Origin of the sequence: Leifsonia sp. Leaf336 (assembly GCF_001423695.1) — a bacterium.
Classification (GTDB): domain Bacteria; phylum Actinomycetota; class Actinomycetes; order Actinomycetales; family Microbacteriaceae; genus Leifsonia.
Window position 1 is genome coordinate 1187303 of sequence record NZ_LMOZ01000002.1, and the last position, 19021, is coordinate 1206323.

21 protein-coding genes and 1 tRNA gene are annotated in these 19021 nt (G+C 70.2%); 14 read left to right on the forward strand and 8 right to left on the reverse strand.

The window, feature by feature from the left end:
• Positions 1-11: 11 nt before the first annotated feature.
• Positions 12-1067 carry a 3-isopropylmalate dehydrogenase gene (locus ASF88_RS14510; RefSeq protein WP_055919798.1) on the forward strand — a complete coding sequence of 352 codons (1056 nt, stop codon included), beginning with the start codon at positions 12-14 and terminating at the stop codon, positions 1065-1067.
• 23 nt (positions 1068-1090) lie between these two features.
• Positions 1091-2221 carry a branched-chain amino acid aminotransferase gene (locus ASF88_RS14515; RefSeq protein ID WP_055919801.1) on the forward strand — a complete coding sequence of 377 codons (1131 nt, stop codon included), beginning with the start codon at positions 1091-1093 and terminating at the stop codon, positions 2219-2221.
• 102 nt (positions 2222-2323) lie between these two features.
• On the opposite strand, the gene ASF88_RS14520 is transcribed toward ASF88_RS14515, so the two are convergent.
• The gene (locus ASF88_RS14520; protein WP_055919804.1) at positions 2324-3397 is read right to left on the reverse strand and encodes an aminotransferase class V-fold PLP-dependent enzyme; all 1074 of its coding nucleotides are present in this window, start codon (positions 3395-3397) and stop codon (positions 2324-2326) included.
• Positions 3398-3479: 82 nt separating this feature from the next.
• On the opposite strand from ASF88_RS14520, the gene ASF88_RS14525 reads away from it, so the two are divergent.
• Genes ASF88_RS14525 through ASF88_RS14545 form a run of 5 tightly spaced genes read left to right on the forward strand, consistent with a single transcriptional unit; the run spans position 3480 to position 8606 of the window.
• The gene (locus ASF88_RS14525; protein WP_235493461.1) at positions 3480-4421 is read left to right on the forward strand and encodes a LysR family transcriptional regulator; all 942 of its coding nucleotides are present in this window, start codon (positions 3480-3482) and stop codon (positions 4419-4421) included.
• A gap of 20 nt (positions 4422-4441) precedes the next feature.
• A complete protein-coding gene (locus tag ASF88_RS14530) occupies positions 4442-5350 on the forward strand; it encodes a ketopantoate reductase family protein (RefSeq protein ID WP_055919810.1) in 909 nt (302 codons plus the stop codon).
• Positions 5347-6114, forward strand: a complete 768-nt coding sequence (locus ASF88_RS14535; RefSeq protein WP_055919813.1) for a fumarylacetoacetate hydrolase family protein — start codon at positions 5347-5349, stop codon at positions 6112-6114. The genes ASF88_RS14530 and ASF88_RS14535 overlap by 4 nt, the downstream gene beginning before the upstream one ends.
• A 12-nt stretch (positions 6115-6126) precedes the next feature.
• Positions 6127-7659 carry a glutamate--tRNA ligase gene (gltX, locus tag ASF88_RS14540; protein ID WP_055919817.1) on the forward strand — a complete coding sequence of 511 codons (1533 nt, stop codon included), beginning with the start codon at positions 6127-6129 and terminating at the stop codon, positions 7657-7659.
• 8 nt (positions 7660-7667) lie between these two features.
• A complete protein-coding gene (locus ASF88_RS14545) occupies positions 7668-8606 on the forward strand; it encodes an NAD(P)/FAD-dependent oxidoreductase (protein WP_235493463.1) in 939 nt (312 codons plus the stop codon).
• A gap of 98 nt (positions 8607-8704) precedes the next feature.
• Here the strand turns inward: ASF88_RS14545 and ASF88_RS14550 are convergent, their stop codons facing one another.
• On the reverse strand, positions 8705-9151 hold the full coding sequence (locus ASF88_RS14550) for a MarR family winged helix-turn-helix transcriptional regulator (protein WP_055919819.1): 447 nt from the start codon (positions 9149-9151) through the stop codon (positions 8705-8707).
• 92 nt (positions 9152-9243) lie between these two features.
• On the opposite strand from ASF88_RS14550, the gene ASF88_RS14555 reads away from it, so the two are divergent.
• The 3 genes from ASF88_RS14555 (at position 9244) to ASF88_RS20490 (ending at position 11412) form a co-directional block, all read left to right on the forward strand.
• Positions 9244-10323: a hypothetical protein gene (locus ASF88_RS14555; RefSeq protein WP_055919821.1), complete on the forward strand. Its 1080-nt coding sequence runs from the start codon at positions 9244-9246 to the stop codon at positions 10321-10323.
• 105 nt (positions 10324-10428) lie between these two features.
• A tRNA-Gln gene (locus ASF88_RS14560) sits at positions 10429-10500 on the forward strand.
• A gap of 255 nt (positions 10501-10755) precedes the next feature.
• Complete coding sequence (locus ASF88_RS20490) at positions 10756-11412, forward strand: hypothetical protein (protein WP_157498359.1); 657 nt, start codon at positions 10756-10758, stop codon at positions 11410-11412.
• A gap of 394 nt (positions 11413-11806) precedes the next feature.
• On the opposite strand, the gene ASF88_RS14565 is transcribed toward ASF88_RS20490, so the two are convergent.
• Positions 11807-12613: a hypothetical protein gene (locus ASF88_RS14565; RefSeq protein ID WP_157498360.1), complete on the reverse strand. Its 807-nt coding sequence runs from the start codon at positions 12611-12613 to the stop codon at positions 11807-11809.
• Between the two features lie 123 nt (positions 12614-12736).
• On the opposite strand from ASF88_RS14565, the gene ASF88_RS14570 reads away from it, so the two are divergent.
• Positions 12737-12961, forward strand: coding sequence for a hypothetical protein (locus tag ASF88_RS14570; protein WP_055919827.1), 225 nt, complete (start codon positions 12737-12739; stop codon positions 12959-12961).
• Between the two features lie 135 nt (positions 12962-13096).
• On the opposite strand, the gene ASF88_RS20980 is transcribed toward ASF88_RS14570, so the two are convergent.
• Positions 13097-14026 (reverse strand): hypothetical protein, encoded by a 930-nt coding sequence (locus tag ASF88_RS20980; RefSeq protein ID WP_235493465.1) that lies wholly within the window; start codon positions 14024-14026, stop codon positions 13097-13099.
• Between the two features lie 191 nt (positions 14027-14217).
• Between ASF88_RS20980 and ASF88_RS14580 the strand changes: the two genes are divergently transcribed.
• The gene (locus tag ASF88_RS14580; RefSeq protein WP_055919829.1) at positions 14218-14688 is read left to right on the forward strand and encodes a hypothetical protein; all 471 of its coding nucleotides are present in this window, start codon (positions 14218-14220) and stop codon (positions 14686-14688) included.
• A gap of 18 nt (positions 14689-14706) precedes the next feature.
• Here ASF88_RS14580 and ASF88_RS20495 read toward each other — a convergent pair whose 3' ends face one another.
• The 4 genes from ASF88_RS20495 to ASF88_RS14595 all read right to left on the reverse strand — a co-directional run bounded on the left by ASF88_RS20495 (position 14707) and on the right by ASF88_RS14595 (position 17178).
• Positions 14707-14844: a hypothetical protein gene (locus tag ASF88_RS20495; RefSeq protein ID WP_157498361.1), complete on the reverse strand. Its 138-nt coding sequence runs from the start codon at positions 14842-14844 to the stop codon at positions 14707-14709.
• 116 nt (positions 14845-14960) lie between these two features.
• Positions 14961-16370 carry an MSCRAMM family protein gene (locus ASF88_RS14585; RefSeq protein ID WP_055919832.1) on the reverse strand — a complete coding sequence of 470 codons (1410 nt, stop codon included), beginning with the start codon at positions 16368-16370 and terminating at the stop codon, positions 14961-14963.
• On the reverse strand, positions 16337-16912 hold the full coding sequence (locus tag ASF88_RS20985; RefSeq protein WP_055919835.1) for a hypothetical protein: 576 nt from the start codon (positions 16910-16912) through the stop codon (positions 16337-16339). The genes ASF88_RS14585 and ASF88_RS20985 overlap by 34 nt, the downstream gene beginning before the upstream one ends.
• Positions 16913-16980: 68 nt before the next feature.
• The gene (locus ASF88_RS14595) at positions 16981-17178 is read right to left on the reverse strand and encodes a hypothetical protein (protein WP_055919838.1); all 198 of its coding nucleotides are present in this window, start codon (positions 17176-17178) and stop codon (positions 16981-16983) included.
• A 104-nt stretch (positions 17179-17282) separates the two neighbouring features.
• Here ASF88_RS14595 and ASF88_RS14600 point away from each other — a divergent pair, with 104 nt between their 5' ends.
• Entirely contained in the window at positions 17283-18563 is a 1281-nt protein-coding gene (locus ASF88_RS14600) for a cysteine desulfurase (RefSeq protein ID WP_055919841.1), read from the forward strand.
• Entirely contained in the window at positions 18560-18997 is a 438-nt protein-coding gene (gene sufU / locus ASF88_RS14605; RefSeq protein WP_055919844.1) for a Fe-S cluster assembly sulfur transfer protein SufU, read from the forward strand. Before ASF88_RS14600 ends, sufU begins: the two co-directional genes overlap by 4 nt.
• The last annotated feature ends 24 nt before the right edge of the window (positions 18998-19021 follow it).

Sequence of the window (19021 nt, forward strand, 5' to 3'; positions counted from 1 at the left end):
GCAGGAGCGTCATGAGCACAACCGTCCAACTCGCCGTCATCCCCGGGGACGGAATCGGTCCGGAGGTGATCGCAGAGGCGGTCAAGGTGCTCGACGCGGTGACCGGCGGCAGCGACCTCGCCTTCGAGAAGACGCACTTCTCCCTCGGCGCAGACCGCTACCTGGCGACCGGCGACGTGCTCACCGACGACGATCTGGCCGCCATCGCGGGCCACGACGCCGTCCTACTCGGCGCAGTCGGCGGCAAGCCGGGCGACCCGCGGCTGGCCGGCGCCAACATCGAGCGCGGGCTGCTCCTGAAGCTGCGGTTCTCGCTCGACCACTACGTCAACCTCCGCCCGACCACGCTCTTCCCCGGCATCGCGAGCCCGCTCGCGAACCCGGGGGAGGTCGACTTCGTCGTCGTGCGCGAGGGCACGGAGGGCCCGTACGTCGGCAACGGGGGCGCCATCCGGCAGGGCACGCCGCACGAGATCGCCAACGAGGTCTCGGTCAACACCTCCTACGGCGTGGAGCGCGTGGTGCGCTACGCGTTCGAGCAGGCGGAGCAGCGCCGCAAGAAGCTGACCCTCGTGCACAAGACCAACGTGCTGACCTTCGCGGGAGGCCTCTGGAAGCGGATCGTCGACGCCGTCGCCGCCGAGCACCCCGACGTTGCGGTCGACTACCTCCACGTCGACGCTGCGACGATCTTCCTGGTCACGGATCCTGCTAGATTCGATGTGATCGTCACGGACAACCTCTTCGGCGACATCCTCACCGACCTCGCGGCCGCGATCAGCGGCGGCATCGGACTGGCCGCCTCGGGCAACATCAACCCCGCGGGCGAATTCCCGAGCATGTTCGAACCGGTTCACGGATCGGCTCCCGACATCGCCGGACAGCAGAAGGCCGACCCCACCGCCGCGATCCTCTCCGTCGCGCTCCTCCTGCGCCACCTCGGCGCCCGGGAGCTCGCGGAGCGCGTCGAGCAGGCGGTGACGTCCGACCTGGCCGCCCGCAGTGGCGACGCGCGCACGACCTCCGAGATCGGCGACGCGATCGCGGCCCGCGTGGCGCAGAATTGACGCATCGCAGCAAAGGACACTCCATGACCTCCACCAGCATCAACCTCACCTCCGGCCCCTCCGAGACCGCGGGGCTCCTCTGGAACGTCACTCGCAACGAGTCGGCACGCAGCGCGGCCGAACGTGAAGAGATCCTGGCGAACCCGGGCTTCGGCAACTACTTCACCGACCACATGGTCGACCTGTGCTGGTCGGCCAAGGGCGGCTGGCACCGGCCCAGGGTCTCCCCGTACGGGCCGATCCAGCTCGACCCGTCGGCGGCGGTGCTGCACTATGCGCAGGAGATCTTCGAAGGCCTCAAGGCCTACCGTCACGCGGACGGCTCGATCTGGAGCTTCCGGCCGGAGGCGAACGCGGCGCGCATGCAGCGCTCGGCCTACCGGCTGGCGCTTCCCGAGCTGCCGGTCGAGCACTTCCTCGACGCGCTCAAGCAGCTCGCGGCGGTGGACGGCGACTGGGTGCCCGAGCGCGAAGAGACCAGCCTCTACCTCCGGCCGTTCATGTTCGCCAAGGAGGCCTTCCTGGGCGTGCGTCCGGCCAACAAGGTGGCGTTCTACCTGATCGCCAGCCCGGCCGGCGCCTACTTCCCGAGCGGTGTCGCCCCGGTGTCGATCTGGCTGTCGGACCACTGGTCGCGTGCGGGCAAGGGCGGCACGGGAGCGGCCAAGACCGGCGGCAACTACGCGTCGAGCCTCCTGCCCCAGGCCGAGGCGTACGAGCACGGCTGCGCGCAGGTGCTGTTCCTCGACTCGGTGGAGGGCAAGTACATCGAGGAGCTCGGCGGCATGAACGTCGTGCTCGTGTACAAGGACGGCACGCTCGTCACGCCCGAGTCCGACAGCATCCTGGAGGGCATCACCCTCGACTCGGTGCTGCAGCTCGCGCGCGACCGCGGCCACAACGTGGAGCGTCGTCGCGTGACGATCGATGAGTGGCGCGACGGCGTGGAGTCCGGCGACATCGTCGAGGTGTTCGCCTGCGGCACCGCCGCGGTCATCACCCCGATCGGCGAACTGAAGTCCGACACGTTCACCGTCGGAGACATCACGGCGCCTCCCGGCGAGCTGACGATGTCGCTGCGCAAGGAGCTGACCGACATCCAGTACGGCCGTGAGCGGGACCGTCACAACTGGATGTTCCGCTTGGACGCCTGACGCACCTCGCCTGACGCAGGACGCCTGACGCACCTCCCGAGGGGCACGTTGTTGTCCCCTTCGCGCTCCGAAGGGGACAACAACGTGCCCCTCGCGCGTGCCTCAGCGTGCGAGCGCGGCGATGACGCGGTCGACGTCGTCGAGAGTGTTCCAGAGGTGGAAGGCGACGCGGGCGCGCCCGGCTCGACCTGACGCGCGGAGGCCCGCGTGCGTGAGTGCGGCGAGGTCCGCGCCCGAAGGGTCAGGCCAGGTGATGATCGCGCGCCCACGGCCGGGGAGCCCGAGCGCGTCGGCGAGTCGGTCGCCCAACCCGGTCGCGTGCTCGTGCACGGCGCGCGGGTCGAGCGACGCGAAGAACTCCAGCGCCGCCGCGGTTCCCGGCCAGACCGGCCACGCGGGGGAGACGTCGAAGCGTCGCGCCGACGCCGCCGGAGCGTCGAGCGGCCCGTAGCACGAGCTCCACGGATCCTCGCCCGCGAACCAGCCCGCGTGCACCGGGTTCAGGGTGTCGCGCACCTCCGGACGCACGGTGAGGAACGCACTGCCGCGCGGGGAGCACAGCCACTTGTACGCGTGCGTCACGGTGAGGTCGAAGCGGGAGGCCTCCACCGGGAGCCAGCCGAGCGCCTGCGTGAGGTCCGCGAAGCTCAGCGTGCCCGCGCGCGCGCACGCGGCGAGGATCGAGTCGGCGTCGGCGTGCTCGCCCGTCGCCGACTGGACGAGCGAGAAGGCGATCAGCCAGGTGCTGTCGTCGACGGCGTCGGCGAGCTCGGCGAGCGGTACCTCGATGACTCGGACGCCGCGATGCGCCTGCGCGTGGAACGGTGCGACCACCGACGCGAAGTCGCCCTCGGCGCACACCACCTCCGCGCCGTCGGGAGCGGACGCCGCCACCAGGGAGGCGAGCACCGAGACCTGCGAGCCGATGGCGATGTCGTCGGCGGCGACCCCCGCGATCCGTGCGAACGCGGCGCGCGATCGCGCGATCGCCGTGTCGTAGTCGCCGGGGGAGGCGTCGCCGCGTGCCCAGCGCTCGAGGTCGTCGCGCGTCGCGTCGACGGTCGAGCGGGTCGGGAGTCCCTGGGTGCAGGCGGCGAGGTAACCGGGCCCCGCCTCGAACGCATCGCCGAACGCCGGCGGCGTGGCGACGGCGTTCGGACGGACAGCTGAGTGCATGCCCTCAGCTTGCAAGAGCGCGGATGCATCACACCAGTGCAGGTGTTGAATCCAATGCATGCCAACCGGTTATGATTCACGCATGCTGCTCGACGACCTCGACTCCCACAGCCTCCGTGTCGTGCGCGCCATCGCCGACCTCGGCTCCATCACGCGGGCGGCGGAATCGCTCGGCTACAGCCAGCCGGCGATCAGCCAGCACCTGCGGCGGCTGGAGGGTCGCATCGGGATGCCCCTGGTCGCCCGCGCCGGCCGCGGCGTGCGCCTCACCGAAGCCGGGCGTGTGCTCGCCCGCCACGCGAGAGCGGTCACGACCGCTCTCGACGCCGCGGCCGGCGAGCTCGCCGATCTGCGCGGCCTGCGGACCGGCCGCGTGCGGCTTGCCGGGTTCCCGTCGGCGTCATCGTCACTGGTCCCGCGGCTGCTCAGCACGATGGAGGCCGACCATCCCGGGGTGCGCATCACGTATCTGGAGGCCGAGCCTCCGGAGGCAGTCGCCGCCGTGCGCACCCAGACGGCCGACCTGGCGATCACGTTCAGCTACCCCGGAGATCGCGCCGACCCGCACCGCGAGAGCACCAGAGGCCTGGCCGTCGTGCCGCTCTGGAAGGACGAGATGCTCGTCGCGCTCCCGGCCGGTCATCCGCTCGCCGCGGCCGAGCGGGTCGACCTCTCCGGGCTGGAGGCCGCATCGTGGATCGGCGGCTGCCCCCGCTGCCGCGGCCACCTCCTGGAGCTGACCGACGCGTCCGGATACGCGCCGCGCATCGCCTACGAGACCGACAACTTCATCGCGGTGCTGCGCATGGTGGCCGAGAGCGTCGGGGTCGCTCTCCTGCCGGCCCTCGCGGTCGGGTCGGCCGGCTCGGTGCCCGGCGTGGTGCTGCGGCCGACGGCCAATCGCGACCACCGCACCATCAACCTGGTCGCCGCCTCGGGCACCGACGCGGTGCCGGCGATCGCCGCGACCGCGGACGCGCTGCTCGCCCTCGACGGCGCCCCCTGGGGGCTGTCCGGGCTCTGATCGCTGGCTACGATCGAGCCATGAGCGATCCCGAACCCGCCGCTGCCGAACCTGTCTTCGCCGTCGTCGGCCCCGGTGCCGTGGGCGGTCTGCTCGCCTGGCTGCTGAGCCGGGCGGGGCACGAGGTGGTGGCGGTCGGCCGGCCGGCGACGGTGGAGGCCATCCTGGCAGACGGCATCGAGGTGCGCAGCGCCGCCTTCGGCGACGGCGTCGAGCGCGGCGCCGTCGAGCGGATTGCGGCCTCCACCGAGGTGCCGCAGGGTGCGAGCGTGATCGTCGCCACGAAGGCCTACGGGCTCGACGACGTCCTCCCGGGCATCGTCGCGTCGCGTCCCGCCGAGGTGCTGTCCGTGCTCAACGGCGTCGAGCACATGGCGTCGCTGCGGGCCGCGCTTCCGGGCGCCGCCGTCGCGGGCGGTTCAGTGACGGTCTCGGCCTTGCGGGCCTCCCGGACGGTGATCGACCACCGCAGCCCGTTCCTGAACGTCGAGGTGCCGGATGCCGCCGGCGACTTCGCGGTGGTGCGCGCACTGGCCGACGCGGGGCCGCGCGTGCGAACCGGCGGCACGGAGGCCGAGGTGCTGTGGGCCAAGTTCCGGCTGCTCTCCGCGCTCGCGCTGCTGACCTCCTATTGGCGGCAGTCCGCCGGTCCTGCGCTGAGCGAGGACCCGGAGCTGACCGAGGCGGTCGTCTCGGAGATCGTGGCGTGTTCGACCGACGAGGGCGTGCCGACCTCGTCGCTCGACCTCGTGCGCGCGCTGCACAGCGTTCCCGGCGGCTTGCGCACGTCGTTGCAGGAGGATCTCGCCGCCGACCGGCCGAGCGAGCTCGACGCGCTCGGCGGCGCGCTTCTGCGCGTCGGGGCCCGGCACGGCATCCCGACTCCGGCCATCGCGCGCATCGTCACGGCGCTAGGCTCGAACGCGTGAAGATCGCACGGTTCAGCCACGACGGGAAGATCGACTACGGGATCGTCGACGACGACGCACTGGTGGTGCTCGCCGGCGACCCGATGTTCACCGGGTTCGACACCACGGGGGAGCGGGTGCCGCTCGGCAAGGTGGGGGCGCTGCTGGCGCCGGTCATCCCGCGGTCCAAGGTCGTCGCGGTGGGCAAGAACTATCGTGATCACGCGGCCGAGATGGGCGGGGAGGCCCCCGAGGAGCCGTTGCTCTTCCTCAAGCCGAACACCTCCGTGATCGGCCTCGGCGACGCGATCGTCGTGCCGCCGCAGTCTGAGCGCGTCGACTTCGAGGGCGAGCTGGCGGTCGTGATCGGCACGATCGCGCGCAACGTGTCGGAGGCCGACGCGGCGAGCCACATCTTCGGCTACACGGTCGCCAACGACGTCACGGCCCGCGACCTCCAGCAGAAGGACGGCCAATGGACGCGGGCGAAGGGCTTCGACACCTTCTGCCCGCTCGGCCCGGTCATCGAGACCGACCTGCCCGCCGGGGCCGTGCTGCGCACGCGCCTCAACGGCGAGCTGAAGCAGGAGGCTCCGATCAGCGACATGGTGCACGACATCCCGTCGATCATCGCCTACGCCTCCAGCGTCTTCACGCTGCTGCCCGGCGACGTCATCCTCACCGGCACCCCGTCCGGCATCGGCCCCATGAAGCCCGGCGACACCGTCGAGGTGGAGATCGACGGCGTCGGCTCGCTGGTGAATCCGGTGCGCGCTCCCAAGTAGGATTCCAAGGGTATGTCTGACAACGATTCGCACCCCTTCACGACCGCGACCGGCGCCGATGTGCGCGTGCGGTTCTGCCCGTCGCCCACCGGCACGCCGCATGTCGGCCTGATCCGCACCGCCCTGTTCAACTGGGCGTACGCGCGGCACACCGGCGGCAAGCTCATCTTCCGCATCGAGGACACCGACGCGGCCCGCGACAGCGAAGAGAGCTACGCGATGATCCTCGACGCGCTGCGCTGGCTGCGCCTCGACTGGGACGAGGGGATCGACGTCGGCGGCCCGGACGGCCCGTACCGGCAGTCGCAGCGGTACGACATCTACCGCCACCTCATCGAGCGGCTCAAGGCCTCCGGCCACATCTACGAGAGCTTCGCCACCGGTGAGGAGATCGAGGCGCGCAACGTCTCGCTCGGCCGCGACCCGAAGCTCGGCTACGACAATTTCGAGCGCGACCTCACCGACGACCAGAAGGCCGCCTATCGCGCCGAGGGCCGCGAGCCCGCGCTGCGGCTGCGGGTTCCCGACACCGACCTGAGCTTCGACGACCTCGTGCGCGGCGAGATCACGTTCCCGGCCGGGTCGTTCAGCGACTTCGTGGTCGTCCGGCCCAACGGCCACCCGCTCTACACCTTCGTCAACCCGGTCGATGACGCGCTGATGGGCGTGACCCACGTGCTGCGCGGTGAGGACCTCCTCTCGTCGACCCCCCGGCAGATCGCGCTGTACCACGCGCTGATCGACGCCGGCGTGACGACCTTCGTCCCGCGCTTCGGCCACCTCCCGTACGTGATGGGCGAGGGCAACAAGAAGCTGTCCAAGCGCGACCCCGAGTCGAACCTCTTCCACCACCGCGACCGTGGCTTCATCCCCGAGGGGCTCGTCAACTACCTGGCGCTGCTCGGCTGGTCGCTGAGCCACGACCGCGACGTCTTCTCGATCGACGAGCTGGTGGCCGCGTTCGACGTCGCCGATGTGAACCCCAACCCGGCGCGGTTCGACCAGAAGAAGGCCGAGTCGATCAACGGCGACCACATCCGGCTGCTGGAGGTCGGCGACTTCACCGAGCGCACCATCCCGTACCTCGTCGCCGCCGGCGTGCTCGCCGAACCGCTCACCGACGGGCAGCGCACTGTGCTCGCACAGGCCGCCCCGCTGGTGCAGGAGCGCGTGCAGCTGCTCGGCGAGACGCCTGGAATGCTGGGCTTCCTCTTCACCGACTCCGCCTCGCTGATCGTCGAGGACGACGCGCGGGCCTCCCTGCCCGAGAACGCGGGCGAGGTGCTCGCGGCGTCGATCGGCGCGCTGGAGGTCGTCCCCGAGTCCGAATGGACGCACGACGCGATCGAGGCCGCCCTGCGCGACGCCCTGGTGGAGGCCCTCGGGCTGAAGCCGCGGGTCGCCTTCGGCCCGCTGCGTGTGGCCATCTCCGGGCGCCGGGTCTCGCCTCCGCTCTTCGAGTCGATGGAGATCCTCGGCAAGACCGAGTCGATCGCGCGTCTCGACGCGCTCTCGGCATCGCTCGCCGGCTCCTCCGGAGCATAGGGGCGGCGGTGGCGGCCAGCGTCGAAGTCATCGTCGTCGGGGGAGGCCCTGCCGGGCTGAGCGCCGCGCTGAACCTCGCTCGTGCCCGGCGCCGGGTGCTCGTGGTCGACGGCAACCGCCCGCGCCATGCGGCGACTCTGCAGGCGCATGGATTCCTCACGCGCGACGGAGTCGCCCCGTCCGAGCTGCGCCGGCTCGGGCGTGAGGAGGTCTCCGGCTACGACGACGCCGATGTGGTGTTCGCGCAGGTGAGCGCGGTCTCGATCGAAGACGACGGCTTCCGGGTGCGCGGCCGCGGCGTGCGCGGCGCCGCCGACGTGGATGTCCTCGCGTCGACGGTCGTGATCGCGACGGGCGTGACCGAGACGATGCCGGCCCTCCCGAGCCTGCGCGCCTTCTACGGGACGCAGCTGCACAGCTGCCTGGAGTGCGACGGCTTCGAGAAGGCGGGGGAGCCGCTCGCCCTCATCGGCGAGACGACCGACCTGGTCGAGCGTGCGCTGCTGCTCACCCAGTGGACCGACGACCTGATCGTCTTCACCAACGGCGTCGCGGCGGTGAGCGGCGACGAGGAGCGCGCGCTCGCACGACTCGGCGTGCGCGTCGAGCGGCGCGCCATCGACGACGTGGTGGGAGAGAAGGGCGTCATGACCGGCATCCGGCTCGCCGACGGCACGGTCATCGAGCGCGCGGGCGGTTTCGTCCGGCCGGTGTGGACGCCTGCCCTGTCGTTCGCCGACGACCTCGACCTCGACAGGGACTCCGACGGCTACCTGGTCACGGACGCCCAGGGCCGCACCTCCGTGCCCGGCGTCTACGCGGCGGGCGAGACGACCACGCCGGGGCCGCAGCAGCTCATCGTCGCGGCCGGGTCGGGTGCGGTGGTGGCCGCGGCCGTCAACCGCGACCTCATCGGCATCGCCGTGGACGACGCCGCCGTCCTCTGAGTCCGGCCTCGCCGGCGGGCCTACTCGTCGGCTCTACTCGGCGGCTCTACTCGTCGGCTCTACTCGTCGGCTCTACTCGTCGGCTCTACTCGGCGGCTCTACTCGTCGGAGGGGGAGTTGTAACGCTCGAGCATCCGCGCGAACGCCTCCAGGTCGGCGTGCGACCAGCCTTCGAGGCGGCGGGCGACCGAGTCCATCACCGCGCGCGACGACGTCTGGTACGCGGCGCTTCCCGCTTCGGTGAGCCGCAGCGCGATGCCCCGGGGACCTCCAGGCTGCTCCTCCTCGGCGGCCACGTAGCCGTGATCGAGGAGGGCGCCGAGCTGCCGTGAGACCGTGGACCGGTTGAGCTGAAAGTGGGTCGCGATGTCGACGGCACGGCAGCCGGGATGGTCCTCGATGTAGGTCAGCAGCGACCGGTCGACGACCGAGAGCACCTCGTCCTCCCGGCGCACGCGGGCGGTTCCGCGACGTCCGAGGGTGACGAGCTCGCGCTGCACGCGGGCGATCGGGTCGCCGCTGTCGGCGTGGCCGGAGGTCGTCATCCCCTCAGCCTAGCGACTGTGAGTTGCACAATACAACGATCCGTCGTATGTTGCTCTCTGCAACTCTGCGATCGAGAGGATCCCGCCGCCGCATGTCCGCGCACCGCATCACCCCCGTCCCCGCCGCTGCCCGAGAGCCGAGCGTCTGGCCGCCCGCGGCCTTCTGGAAGACCCTCGGCTCGCACATCGTCATCCCGCTGTTCCTGGCGGCGGGGATGGCGCTCGCGTATCTCGGCGCCTTCCACGCCGCCCAGCCCACCAACATCCCCGTCGGGATCGTCGGGGAGGGGCCGGCGGCGGAGGTATTCGCCCAGACGCTCAACGACAAGGCGCCCGACGCCCTCGACGTCCGCACGGTGGCGACCGTGAAGCAGGCCGAGCAGAAGGTCGCCGACGGCACGATCTCGGCCGCGTACGCGACCGACCCCTCGCACGCGACGATCATCCTGTCGACCGCGGCATCGCCCGCCGAAGCGAGTGCGGCGGAGGAGCTCCTGCTCCCGGTCGCATACCAGCAGCACCTCCCGGTGACCGTCGACGACGTGCATCCGGTTCCCGCCGACGACATGACCGGTCAGGGCCTGTTCTTCCTGATGGTCGCGATGAGCGTCGGAGGCTACTCGAGCGCGATCGCCATCGCCGCGGTGACAGCGAGTCTCGGCATCGGCTGGCGCATCGCGGTCTCCGCGGCGACCGCGGTCGTCGTCGCGGCGGTCGGCACCGTCGTCGCCTGCCCGCTCTTCCACGTGCTCACGGGCAACGAGTGGAGCATCGGCCTGCTCGGCGCGCTCTACACCTTCGGGATCATCACGATCGGGGTCGGCCTCCATCCGATGCTCGGCCGCTGGACCACGCCGGCGCTCGTCCTCCTGTTCGTCATGCTCAACGTGACGACCTCCGGAGGCATCTTCCCCACGAACATGATGCCGCCGTTCTTCGCCGGCCTCAGCACCTTCTGGACGGGCGCCGCCTGGCTCGACGCCGCCCGCGCACTCACCTACCTGCCCGGCCAGGCGTTCGGCTTCGACGGCCTCCGCCTGGCGCTCTGGGCGACGGCGGGCCTCGCGCTGATCGGCATCAGCCACCTCCTCACGCTGCGCCGTCGGCAGGCGGCCGACGACACTCTCGCCGCCACCGCGGAAGAGGAGGAGACGGCCGCGGTCGCCGCCTGACGCAAGGGCCGGGCGACGGCTCGCCCGGCCCCCGCCGCGTTTTGTGGAAGCGGCGACGCATAGGCTAGAGTTGTTACTCGTGCCCGGGCCTTGGCCCGAAGCCCTTGGGGTATGGTGTAATTGGCAACACGGCTGATTCTGGTTCAGTTGTTCTTGGTTCGAGTCCAGGTACCCCAGCTCAAGAGCCCCGGTTTTCCGGGGCTTTTTTGTTGGGCGGGTCATGACGATTTGATCCGCTCGATGTTTAGTCGATGAATAGGTTCCGACAACTAGCTGCGCATGACTCTGATGAACTGCGTTGGCGGCGATACGTCGACGAGCGCAAGCGGCGGAGCTGGATGAAGTCATCGGAATATTCAGACAGAAGGGACGGCGATCGGTCGGCTCCTCCCGCCAATGGCACGATTCGGCGCGGAAGCGGCCGTGCGCTGGATGACGAAGCGCAAGGCTGTCGTTGAAACTGCTCCGGACATACTTCGAACGATTCTTTTCGTCCGGGTAGTAAGGCTGGCGCGCCAGCGATATCCGAAGCAGAAATCCGTACCGCACTACTGTCGACCTGTGAGCTACCAGGAACTCGTTGCGCCGCCCTCCGACGAGGTTCAGAGTATTGAGGTTCTCTGGGCGGATAGTATCGCCACTTTGATCTGCCTTGGCCTTTTCATGTCGGGTCCTTTTGTCGTTGTCCGGCGCTTCGTCTCCTCTGTACACGCGAATGGTCACCTCTCCGCGAGCCTGCTAATCGAGGCCGCCCGAACCTACGTTTCCGGTCTAGGAGTGATTTGGCTGGCTGCCGCTGCGTTGTTGCTAGGAGCAGCCTTTGTCGTTAAAGACCAAGCCGGTAAGCGCAGCCGAAGAGCGTACGCGGGGGTCCTCAAGCGGAGGCTCAGCGGACCGGTGGCAGAGTCGAGTCGAAACCTCGCCGACTATGAACGGCTAGAGTCGCGAGCTGAAGAGCTTGCCGAAAAACGCGCTGCTGTTGTTAGTGCAGCGTGGGGTCGGTCTGGGCGTAGGTTCGAGCGGTTCTCGGTCGGTCTGGGGATTCTGGGCGCGCTATTCATCCTGGTCGGATGGTGGCTGTTCGGCTAGACGCGCCGGACTTGCGAGCTGCGAAAATCTGATTGAAGCCTCGAACTAAGGAGCGTTACAAAGCTCTCGACGAACGAGAACAGGTGCATCGCATTCACGAGTTTCCCCGCACCCGACGGCGACAAACGGGCCTGGAGTCGCTACGTGATCTTTCACACGAGCGCTGAGTCGATCCCGACGAGGTGCATCTGGACGCGGCTGGCACGCTCACCCACACAATTGCGAGACCCGCTCCCCAGCTGGGAGTTCGGGTCTCGCGGGTCATCAGCACGACGGCGGGCGACTTCGATCAGGCACAGAGGCCGGTACGGCTTCCGAAGGCGTTCACACTCGCGGGCCCCGCGAAATCCCGACCGAATTGATCCCGTGATCAAGCAGGCGGTGAAGTCGACTACTAACCTCTGAGGCTTGTGATGTAGCTGTCTAGCGCATTGTGGGCTAGATCCAGGCACCAGGCGATGGTGAAGAGGACTGTTGTTCCCACCAACAGCGCGGCGAACAAACCGAATGCGACCGGGTACCCCCAGTGGGCGAGGTGGGGCAGCCACGCGGCCTTCCTCTCGGAGCTGGGTTGCCGTCGGAAGGATTCCTCCAGCGCCGCTCGACGCCCTTCAGTCCTGGCGAGGAGCAGACGATAGGTGAGCCAGCCCGGGAGGACGTAAAGGACAAGGAAGGTGAAGAGGAGAAATGCCCCCACCATCCAGCTGTAGACCAGGTCGACCATCTGTATGTTCGCGGTGATCGCAGCGTTACTCAGCGGAGCCGGGACATACGCGGTAGGCGAGGGCGTGATCGATGGAGCGGATGCGACATACGTTTCGTTGATCGAGCCGATTTGGTAGGCGATCGCTCCACCAACGATCCCGGAGATGATCAAGAGAGCGGTGGCCCACGTAACTCGCGCCAGCCAGGTAACTCCGAACCACAGGACGTTTCGCTCGCGGAGCGGAACGGGCGGCGCCAGATGCAAGGTGATCCTGAGCGCAACGACGTAGACATATACGCACCAGAGCACCACCAGGAACGGCGGGACCAATCCGAGCGTCGCGAGCGCAATTCCGACCCCGATATCGGACCGACTCGCGGGTCCCGCAATAGTCGCAATCACCACGACACTGATCAGCGCAAGACCCGCAACCGCTCCACTGACCCAGCCGAGCCGCGTGAGGAACTGCCTGGGTCTCGATGCGTCGAGCCACACTCGCTCATCCGACATAGCCGCTCCCCTGCGTGGCCCCTCGGGTTGGGCCGCCGTAAGAGCACCCTAGGGGTGAGATGCAGCCAAAGCCACAATTGAAGCGCGTCGAGTATTGATGCGCGTCGCTTGGCGGGTGCGAATGCGACGATTCGCGATGTCACGGTCGTCGTCGACGAGGGTCGTGCGCGGGCCGACGGGGTCGACGAAGACGGAGGGAACGGCGAACTCTACCCGCACCTCTACGGAGCGATCCGGCCCGACTGGGTCATCGACGTCCGCCCGGCCGGCTTCGACAGCGAGGGCACGTTCCACTCTTCAGCCCTATCCCCGCCTCCGTTCACCCGCGCGTAACCCGCGCGGGGGACACTGATGCGACCGGTGTTCGCGGATCCGGGGGGTTCCGCCCGAGCCGAAGGTCGCCCCATGATGCGGGCGACAGTGCGGCCGGTCTCATCCACAGGACGGGGTGAGACCGGCCGCACCTGTTCAGCGGACCGTGCCCGCTGGGCCGGTGTCGACTCGCGTGCCGTCGGTGGTCGTGCGTGCGGGGGCGGTGCCGTCCGCCGCGTACGCCGGATCGGTCGAGAAGCCGACGCGGTCGACGCGGCGGTGGTAGCGCATGCCGGCGAGGCCTCCCAGCATGGCGGCGACCAGGCTGACGACAGCGACCACCACGGTCGTGATGACGCCGGTCAGGGTCAGAGAACCCTCGTCGAGCGGGATGCGCGGGAAGCTGTTGAGGTTGCCCAGGATGTTGTACTGGCTGCCCAGGATGAGGCTCAAGATCGCCACGACGACGGCGATGATCACGGCCCAGATCCACACCGCCACGCCCTGGCGCAGCCCGTTGAAGCGGGCCATGCGGCCCGCGACGTAGCCTCCGCAGAAGTACGAGAGGAACAGGATCACGACGAGGGCGATGGCGCCGGCGAGGCCGACGGTCGCGGCGTTCTTGTTCGCCTGATCGGCGGCGGCATTGGCACTGCCCGTCGCGCCGACGCCGACGGCGGCGCCCGCGGCCGCGACCAGAGCGGTGAGCAGAACGGCCATTCCGGTGGCGCTCAGCCAGCCGAAGAACGCGGCGCCGAACTTCATTCCGCCGAACTCGCTGCGCTCGCGCGCGACGACGTCCTCACGAAGAGCCCGGTTGTCGACGACCGGTTCGGCCGCGACAGTCTCGGCCGGATACCGAGGAGGGCGGGTCCCGTCGTCGACAGAACGCTCGTCGAGGGGTACGGCGCGGTCGCCCGCAACGGGCGCGTCGTGCGCGGGGCGTCCCGGCTCGAAAGCGCGGGTCTCAGCGTCGTCCGCGCGAGTCGACGGGGCGTACGACCCGGGCTCCCGTTCGTACGCCCGGGTCGCCCGGTCGGGTTCAGCAGCGGTCGGTTCATCCGCGGGGGGAGTGCGGTCGGTCATCTCGGAGCCTCCTGACGGTCCGCCCGCGGGATCGCGAGCGCGTGGGTCGATCTGCCTCAACGGAGGCTAGACGCGTCACTGCGCCGTGCCCAGGGCGTTGCATCGGGTGCCGGTCGGGTGTAAACGCGGCTGCGGATGCGGGTCCCCGAGGCGTACAATCGGTCCCACTTCGGCGGAGGGAGGGCGATCCGATGGGATGGTTCGTCCGCCAGAACAAGTCCGATCCTGCCCCGGATCCGCTCGAGGACGGACTCGGTGGCGTCACCTTACTGGCGGTGCTCGAAGAGGCCGTCTGCCAGCTCGACGCCGTCGAGGCCCTCCTGGAGCGGTGCGCGATCGCGGGCGATCCCGGTCACGCCGCCGGCGTCAGGTCGGCGGACCGGAGGCTGGGCGCGGCGGAGGCCCGCCAGGGACTCCGACTGCGCGTCACCTTCACCCAGCTCGCGCGCTGGCTCGACGGGATGGTCTGCGAGCCGGAACAGGAGCGCTTGCGCGCCGCCACCTCCCGGCTGTTGCGGTTCTACCTCTTGATGATCAGCTCGGCGCTCGACGCCGCCTTCACACCGACGTCGCGCCAGCACATCGCCGTGCGCGGAGGGCGCGGCGGCACGGCCGGTCGCCTCATCGAACTGCGCGACCTCGCGCGGGCGGCCGTCGAGTAGCCCTCGCGCGGAAGGCGCTCAGGGCGTCCTGTGCATGCCCGGCGATTGCGGCGCGCCCGAGAGCGAGTCGATCACGGCGACGGATCCGAAGCCGACCAGCGCGGCTGCGATCACCGACAGCAGGACAGCGACCAGCACGGACTGACGACGATTCATGTTCCCCCCATGAGCAGATGCTCGGAACCCAATGCTCGGTCAGGCTAGCACCTGGACGCGCGTAGGCAGAATCGCCGTTCCACCCCGGGCGATCTGCGCCTCCCAAAGAGCGTTGCTTACGCTCTCCGGCGGATCCGGGAGGCGATCAGGGCCAACACTCCGCCGGCGATCGCCGCCACAGCCGCCGCGAATCCGGCCGCGATCGCGAGGCCGTCGCCCCCGCCGGTGTCCGCCAGCTCGGTCGTGGTCAGCCCGGCGGTTCCTGTATCAGCGCCCGAGCCTCCCGTCGACGGAGGAGGGGGCGGTGGCGCGGTGACAGGCGCCAGCGCGAAGTCCTGCGCGCCGATGGTCTCGCCGGCGTCGGTGATCGTGATCGTCCGCGTCGCATTCCCGTCGACGACGAACCCCGGCGGAGGCGTCACGGTGATCGTGTACGTGCCGGAGGACAGGTCTCCCGTGGCGTACATCCCGTCCGCTTGCGTCGTCAGAGCGGTCGTTCCCGTCGGCCCCTGGATGCTGATCCCGACGTCAGCGACCGGCCCGGACGGCGACGTCACGGCTCCCTCGACGGCGCCCGTCCGCGCGAGCGCGAAGTCGACTCCGGTGACATCCGACATCCCGACGGTCTCGGCCCGGCTTGCGGCGCCGGTGACCGTGTAGCCCGGCGGCGCGGCCACCGAAATGGTGTAGGCGCCGGCGGCGAGACCGTGGAACAGGTAGCTGCCGTCCGCCTCGGTCACCACACTCTCCGTGCCTCCCGCCGACGTGGCGGTGACGACCACCCCCGCCACACCGCCGCCGGCGTCGAGGACCCGCCCGGACAGGTCGGGGTTCGCCCGCAGGGTGAAGTCCACGCCGACGATCGGCGTCTCCGAGCTCGCCGGCACGGTGACCGGCACCGGTCCGCCGATGACCGAGTATCCGGCTGGGACGCCGACGACCTGCACCTGGTACGTCCCGACCGCCGCCGTGTCGAACAGATACGTCCCGTCGGGGCCGGTGGTCGTCGTGATGCCGGGCGCCAGCTGGACGGTCGCGTTCGGCACGGGGGTGCCCTCGGTATCGCGAACGGTCCCACCGATGGCCACGGGGACGATCACGTGCATCCCGAAATCCACGACCGCGTCGGTCGCGGCCAGGTCGGCGGGTTTGGTGCGAGCGCCCTCGGCGATCATCCCGGCGGGAGGGCTGAGCGTCACGGTGTATCCGTCGCTCGCCTGCACCCCGGTGAACGCGTAGCTGCCGTCGGGCGCGGAGGTCGTGGTGGCCACGACGGCGCCCTCGGCATCGCGCAGCGTCAGGGTGGCGCCTCCCGGCGAGCCGGTCGTTGCGGCGACGGTGCCCGTGATGTCCCTCGCCAGGGAGGCGAACCAGGTCTGGTAGACCGGCAGCCCGGAACGCTGGGTGAACACGAAGGTCAGCGCTGAGATCGGCGCGTTCGGCTCGAACCAGCCGGCCGAGCCGTTGGTGTCGGTGGCGGCCGCGTTGCCCGTCAGCGTGAGGGAGGCCGGGTCCCACGCCGGCACATCCGCCGCGGAGCCTGTGCACGACGGCTTGCCGGCGATGCCCGGCGCGCAGTAGTTGAAGCCGCCGCGATAGCCGAGCTGAGCCGCCGACAGAAGGGCGCCGTCGGGGCCGATGCCCGCACCTGCACCTTGTCGGCGTCGATGTCGCCGAGCACGAACGTCCAGCCGGAGGTCGGAGTGGGAGCGGCGAACGAATATGTCGTCGTCGACGGCGCGGTCGGGGAGTCGGCCTTGGGGCGGAGGTTCAGGTACGGCCGGCCTTGGCTCGAGCCGTACTTCGCGCCGACGGGCGTACCGGCGGCCAGCCAGGTCGAGGCTCCGCTGATCACGCCGATCTGGCCCTGCCGCGAGTCGGTCCTCACGGTCGCGGTCATCGCCGGGAGGTTCGCGACCTGAACGCTGAACGCGTTGGTCCCCGTCGTCGCCCAGCCCGCCCAGAGCCCGGTCGTCGCCGCGCTGGCGGGAGAGGCGAGCACCGCGGGCATCGCGAGCGCCGCGAGCGCCACGACCAGCGCGACGGGCACGAGCGAACGGGAGCGCACCCGGAGAATCTACGCCGCTCGCGCGGACGCGTCCAGGGTCGACAGCCGCACGTGCGGAGGACCTCCGCTCAGCGACCGCGACGTCTCCGAAGGCCGAACCCGATCAGCACTCCGCCGCCGACGGCCACCAGCACGCCGACTCCGCGGACGATCCACTGCACCTCGCCGGTGGCCGCCTCGACCAGCAGGGGACCCGCGAGGCCGACGACCACGAGCAGGATGCCGACGACGAAGAACCAGGGGGAGCCGTTGGTGCGTTCGACCATGGCATCGAGCCTACCGGCGGGTCGGAGGCCCACCTCGAGCGTGACGTCACAGTTCCGTGATGCACGGCGGGATTGCAGCGAACCCCGGTAGCGTTGAACCCAGTATGCGCACCGACACCCTCGACCCGGTCCGGCTCCGCTCGGACTTCCCGATCCTCGCCCGCGAGGTCAACGGGCACCCCTTCGTCTACCTCGACTCGGGAGCCACCTCGCAGAAGCCGCGCCAGGTGCTCGACGCCGAGCGCGCGTTCGCCGAGCGCTACACGTCGGCCGTGCACCGCGGCGCGCACACCGTCGCCGGGGAGGCCACGGAGCTGTTCGAGGAGGCCCGAGCGCGCGTCGCCGGGTTCGTCGGAGCCCGGCCGGAGGAACTGGTCTGGACCTCCAACGCCACCGAGGGCATCAACCTGCTCGCCTACGGCATGTCGAACGCCTCGCTCGGGCGCGGCGGCACGGCGGCGGAGCGCTTCCGGCTCGGCGCGGGCGACGAGCTCGTCGTGACCGAGGCCGAGCATCACGCCAACCTCATCCCCTGGCAGGAGCTCGCGGCGCGCACCGGTGCGACCCTGCGCGTGATCGGGCTCACCGACGACGGGCAGCTGCGGCTCGACCAGGCGGCCGAGCTGATCGGCCCGCGCACGAAGGTCGTCGCCTTCAGCCATGTCTCCAACGTGCTCGGCGCGATCAACCCGGTCAGCCCGCTGGTCGAGCTGGCGCACGAGCACGGAGCGCTCGTCGTGCTCGACGCGTGCCAGTCGGTCCCGCACCTCGCGGTCGACTTCCCGGCGCTGGGCGTCGACTTCGCCGTCTTCTCCGGGCACAAGATGCTCGGCCCGACCGGCATCGGCGCGCTCTACGGCCGCACCGAGCTGCTGGACGCGCTGCCGCCGTTCCTCACCGGAGGGTCGATGATCACGACGGTCACGCTGGAGGGCGCCGAGTACCTGCCTGCTCCGCAGCGCTTCGAGGCGGGCACGCAGCGCGTGTCGCAGGCGGTGGCGCTGGCCGCCGCGGTCGACTACCTCGACGAGGTCGGCATGGCAGCGATCGAGGCGCACGAGGAGGAGCTGGGCGCCCGCCTCGTCGACGGGCTGTCCGCGATCCCGGGCGTGCGCGTGCTCGGCCCCGGTGCCGGCGCACCGCGGGTCGGCCTGGCGAGCTTCGTGGTGGAGGGCATCCATTCGCACGACGTCGGCCAGTTCCTCGACGACCGCGGCATCGCCGTGCGGGTCGGCCACCACTGCGCCCAGCCGGTGCACCGGCGCTTCGGGGCCACGGCCTCCACCCGCATCAGCACCTACCTCTACAACACCGCCGACGAAGTGGATGCGGCCATCGAGGCCGTCGCCGACGCGCGCGACTTCTTCGGGGTGATCGACCGATGAGCGACCTCCAGAACCTCTACCAGCAGGTCATCCTCGACCATGCTCGCGAGAAGCACGGCTTCGGCCTGCGCGACGACGCCGCGGCGAGCTCGCACCAGTACAACCCGACCTGCGGCGACGAGGTGACCGTTGGCGTGCACCCGGACGCCGACGGCCGCATCCACGCGATCAGCTGGGAGGGCCACGGCTGCTCGATCTCGACCGCGTCGGCCTCCCTGTTGAGCGACCTGGTGCACGACACCGACCGGGCGTCGCTGACGGCGTCGATCGGGGCGTTCCGCGAGCTGATGCAGTCCAAGGGCGCGCTGGAGGGTGACGAGGAGCTGCTCGGCGACGCCGTCGTGCTCTCGGGCGTCTCGCGGTACGTGACGCGCGTGAAGTGCGCGATGCTGCCGTGGGTCGCGCTCGAGGACGCTCTCCTCAAGTCCGCCTGACCGCGGCGTCCTGCGGCTCGGTGC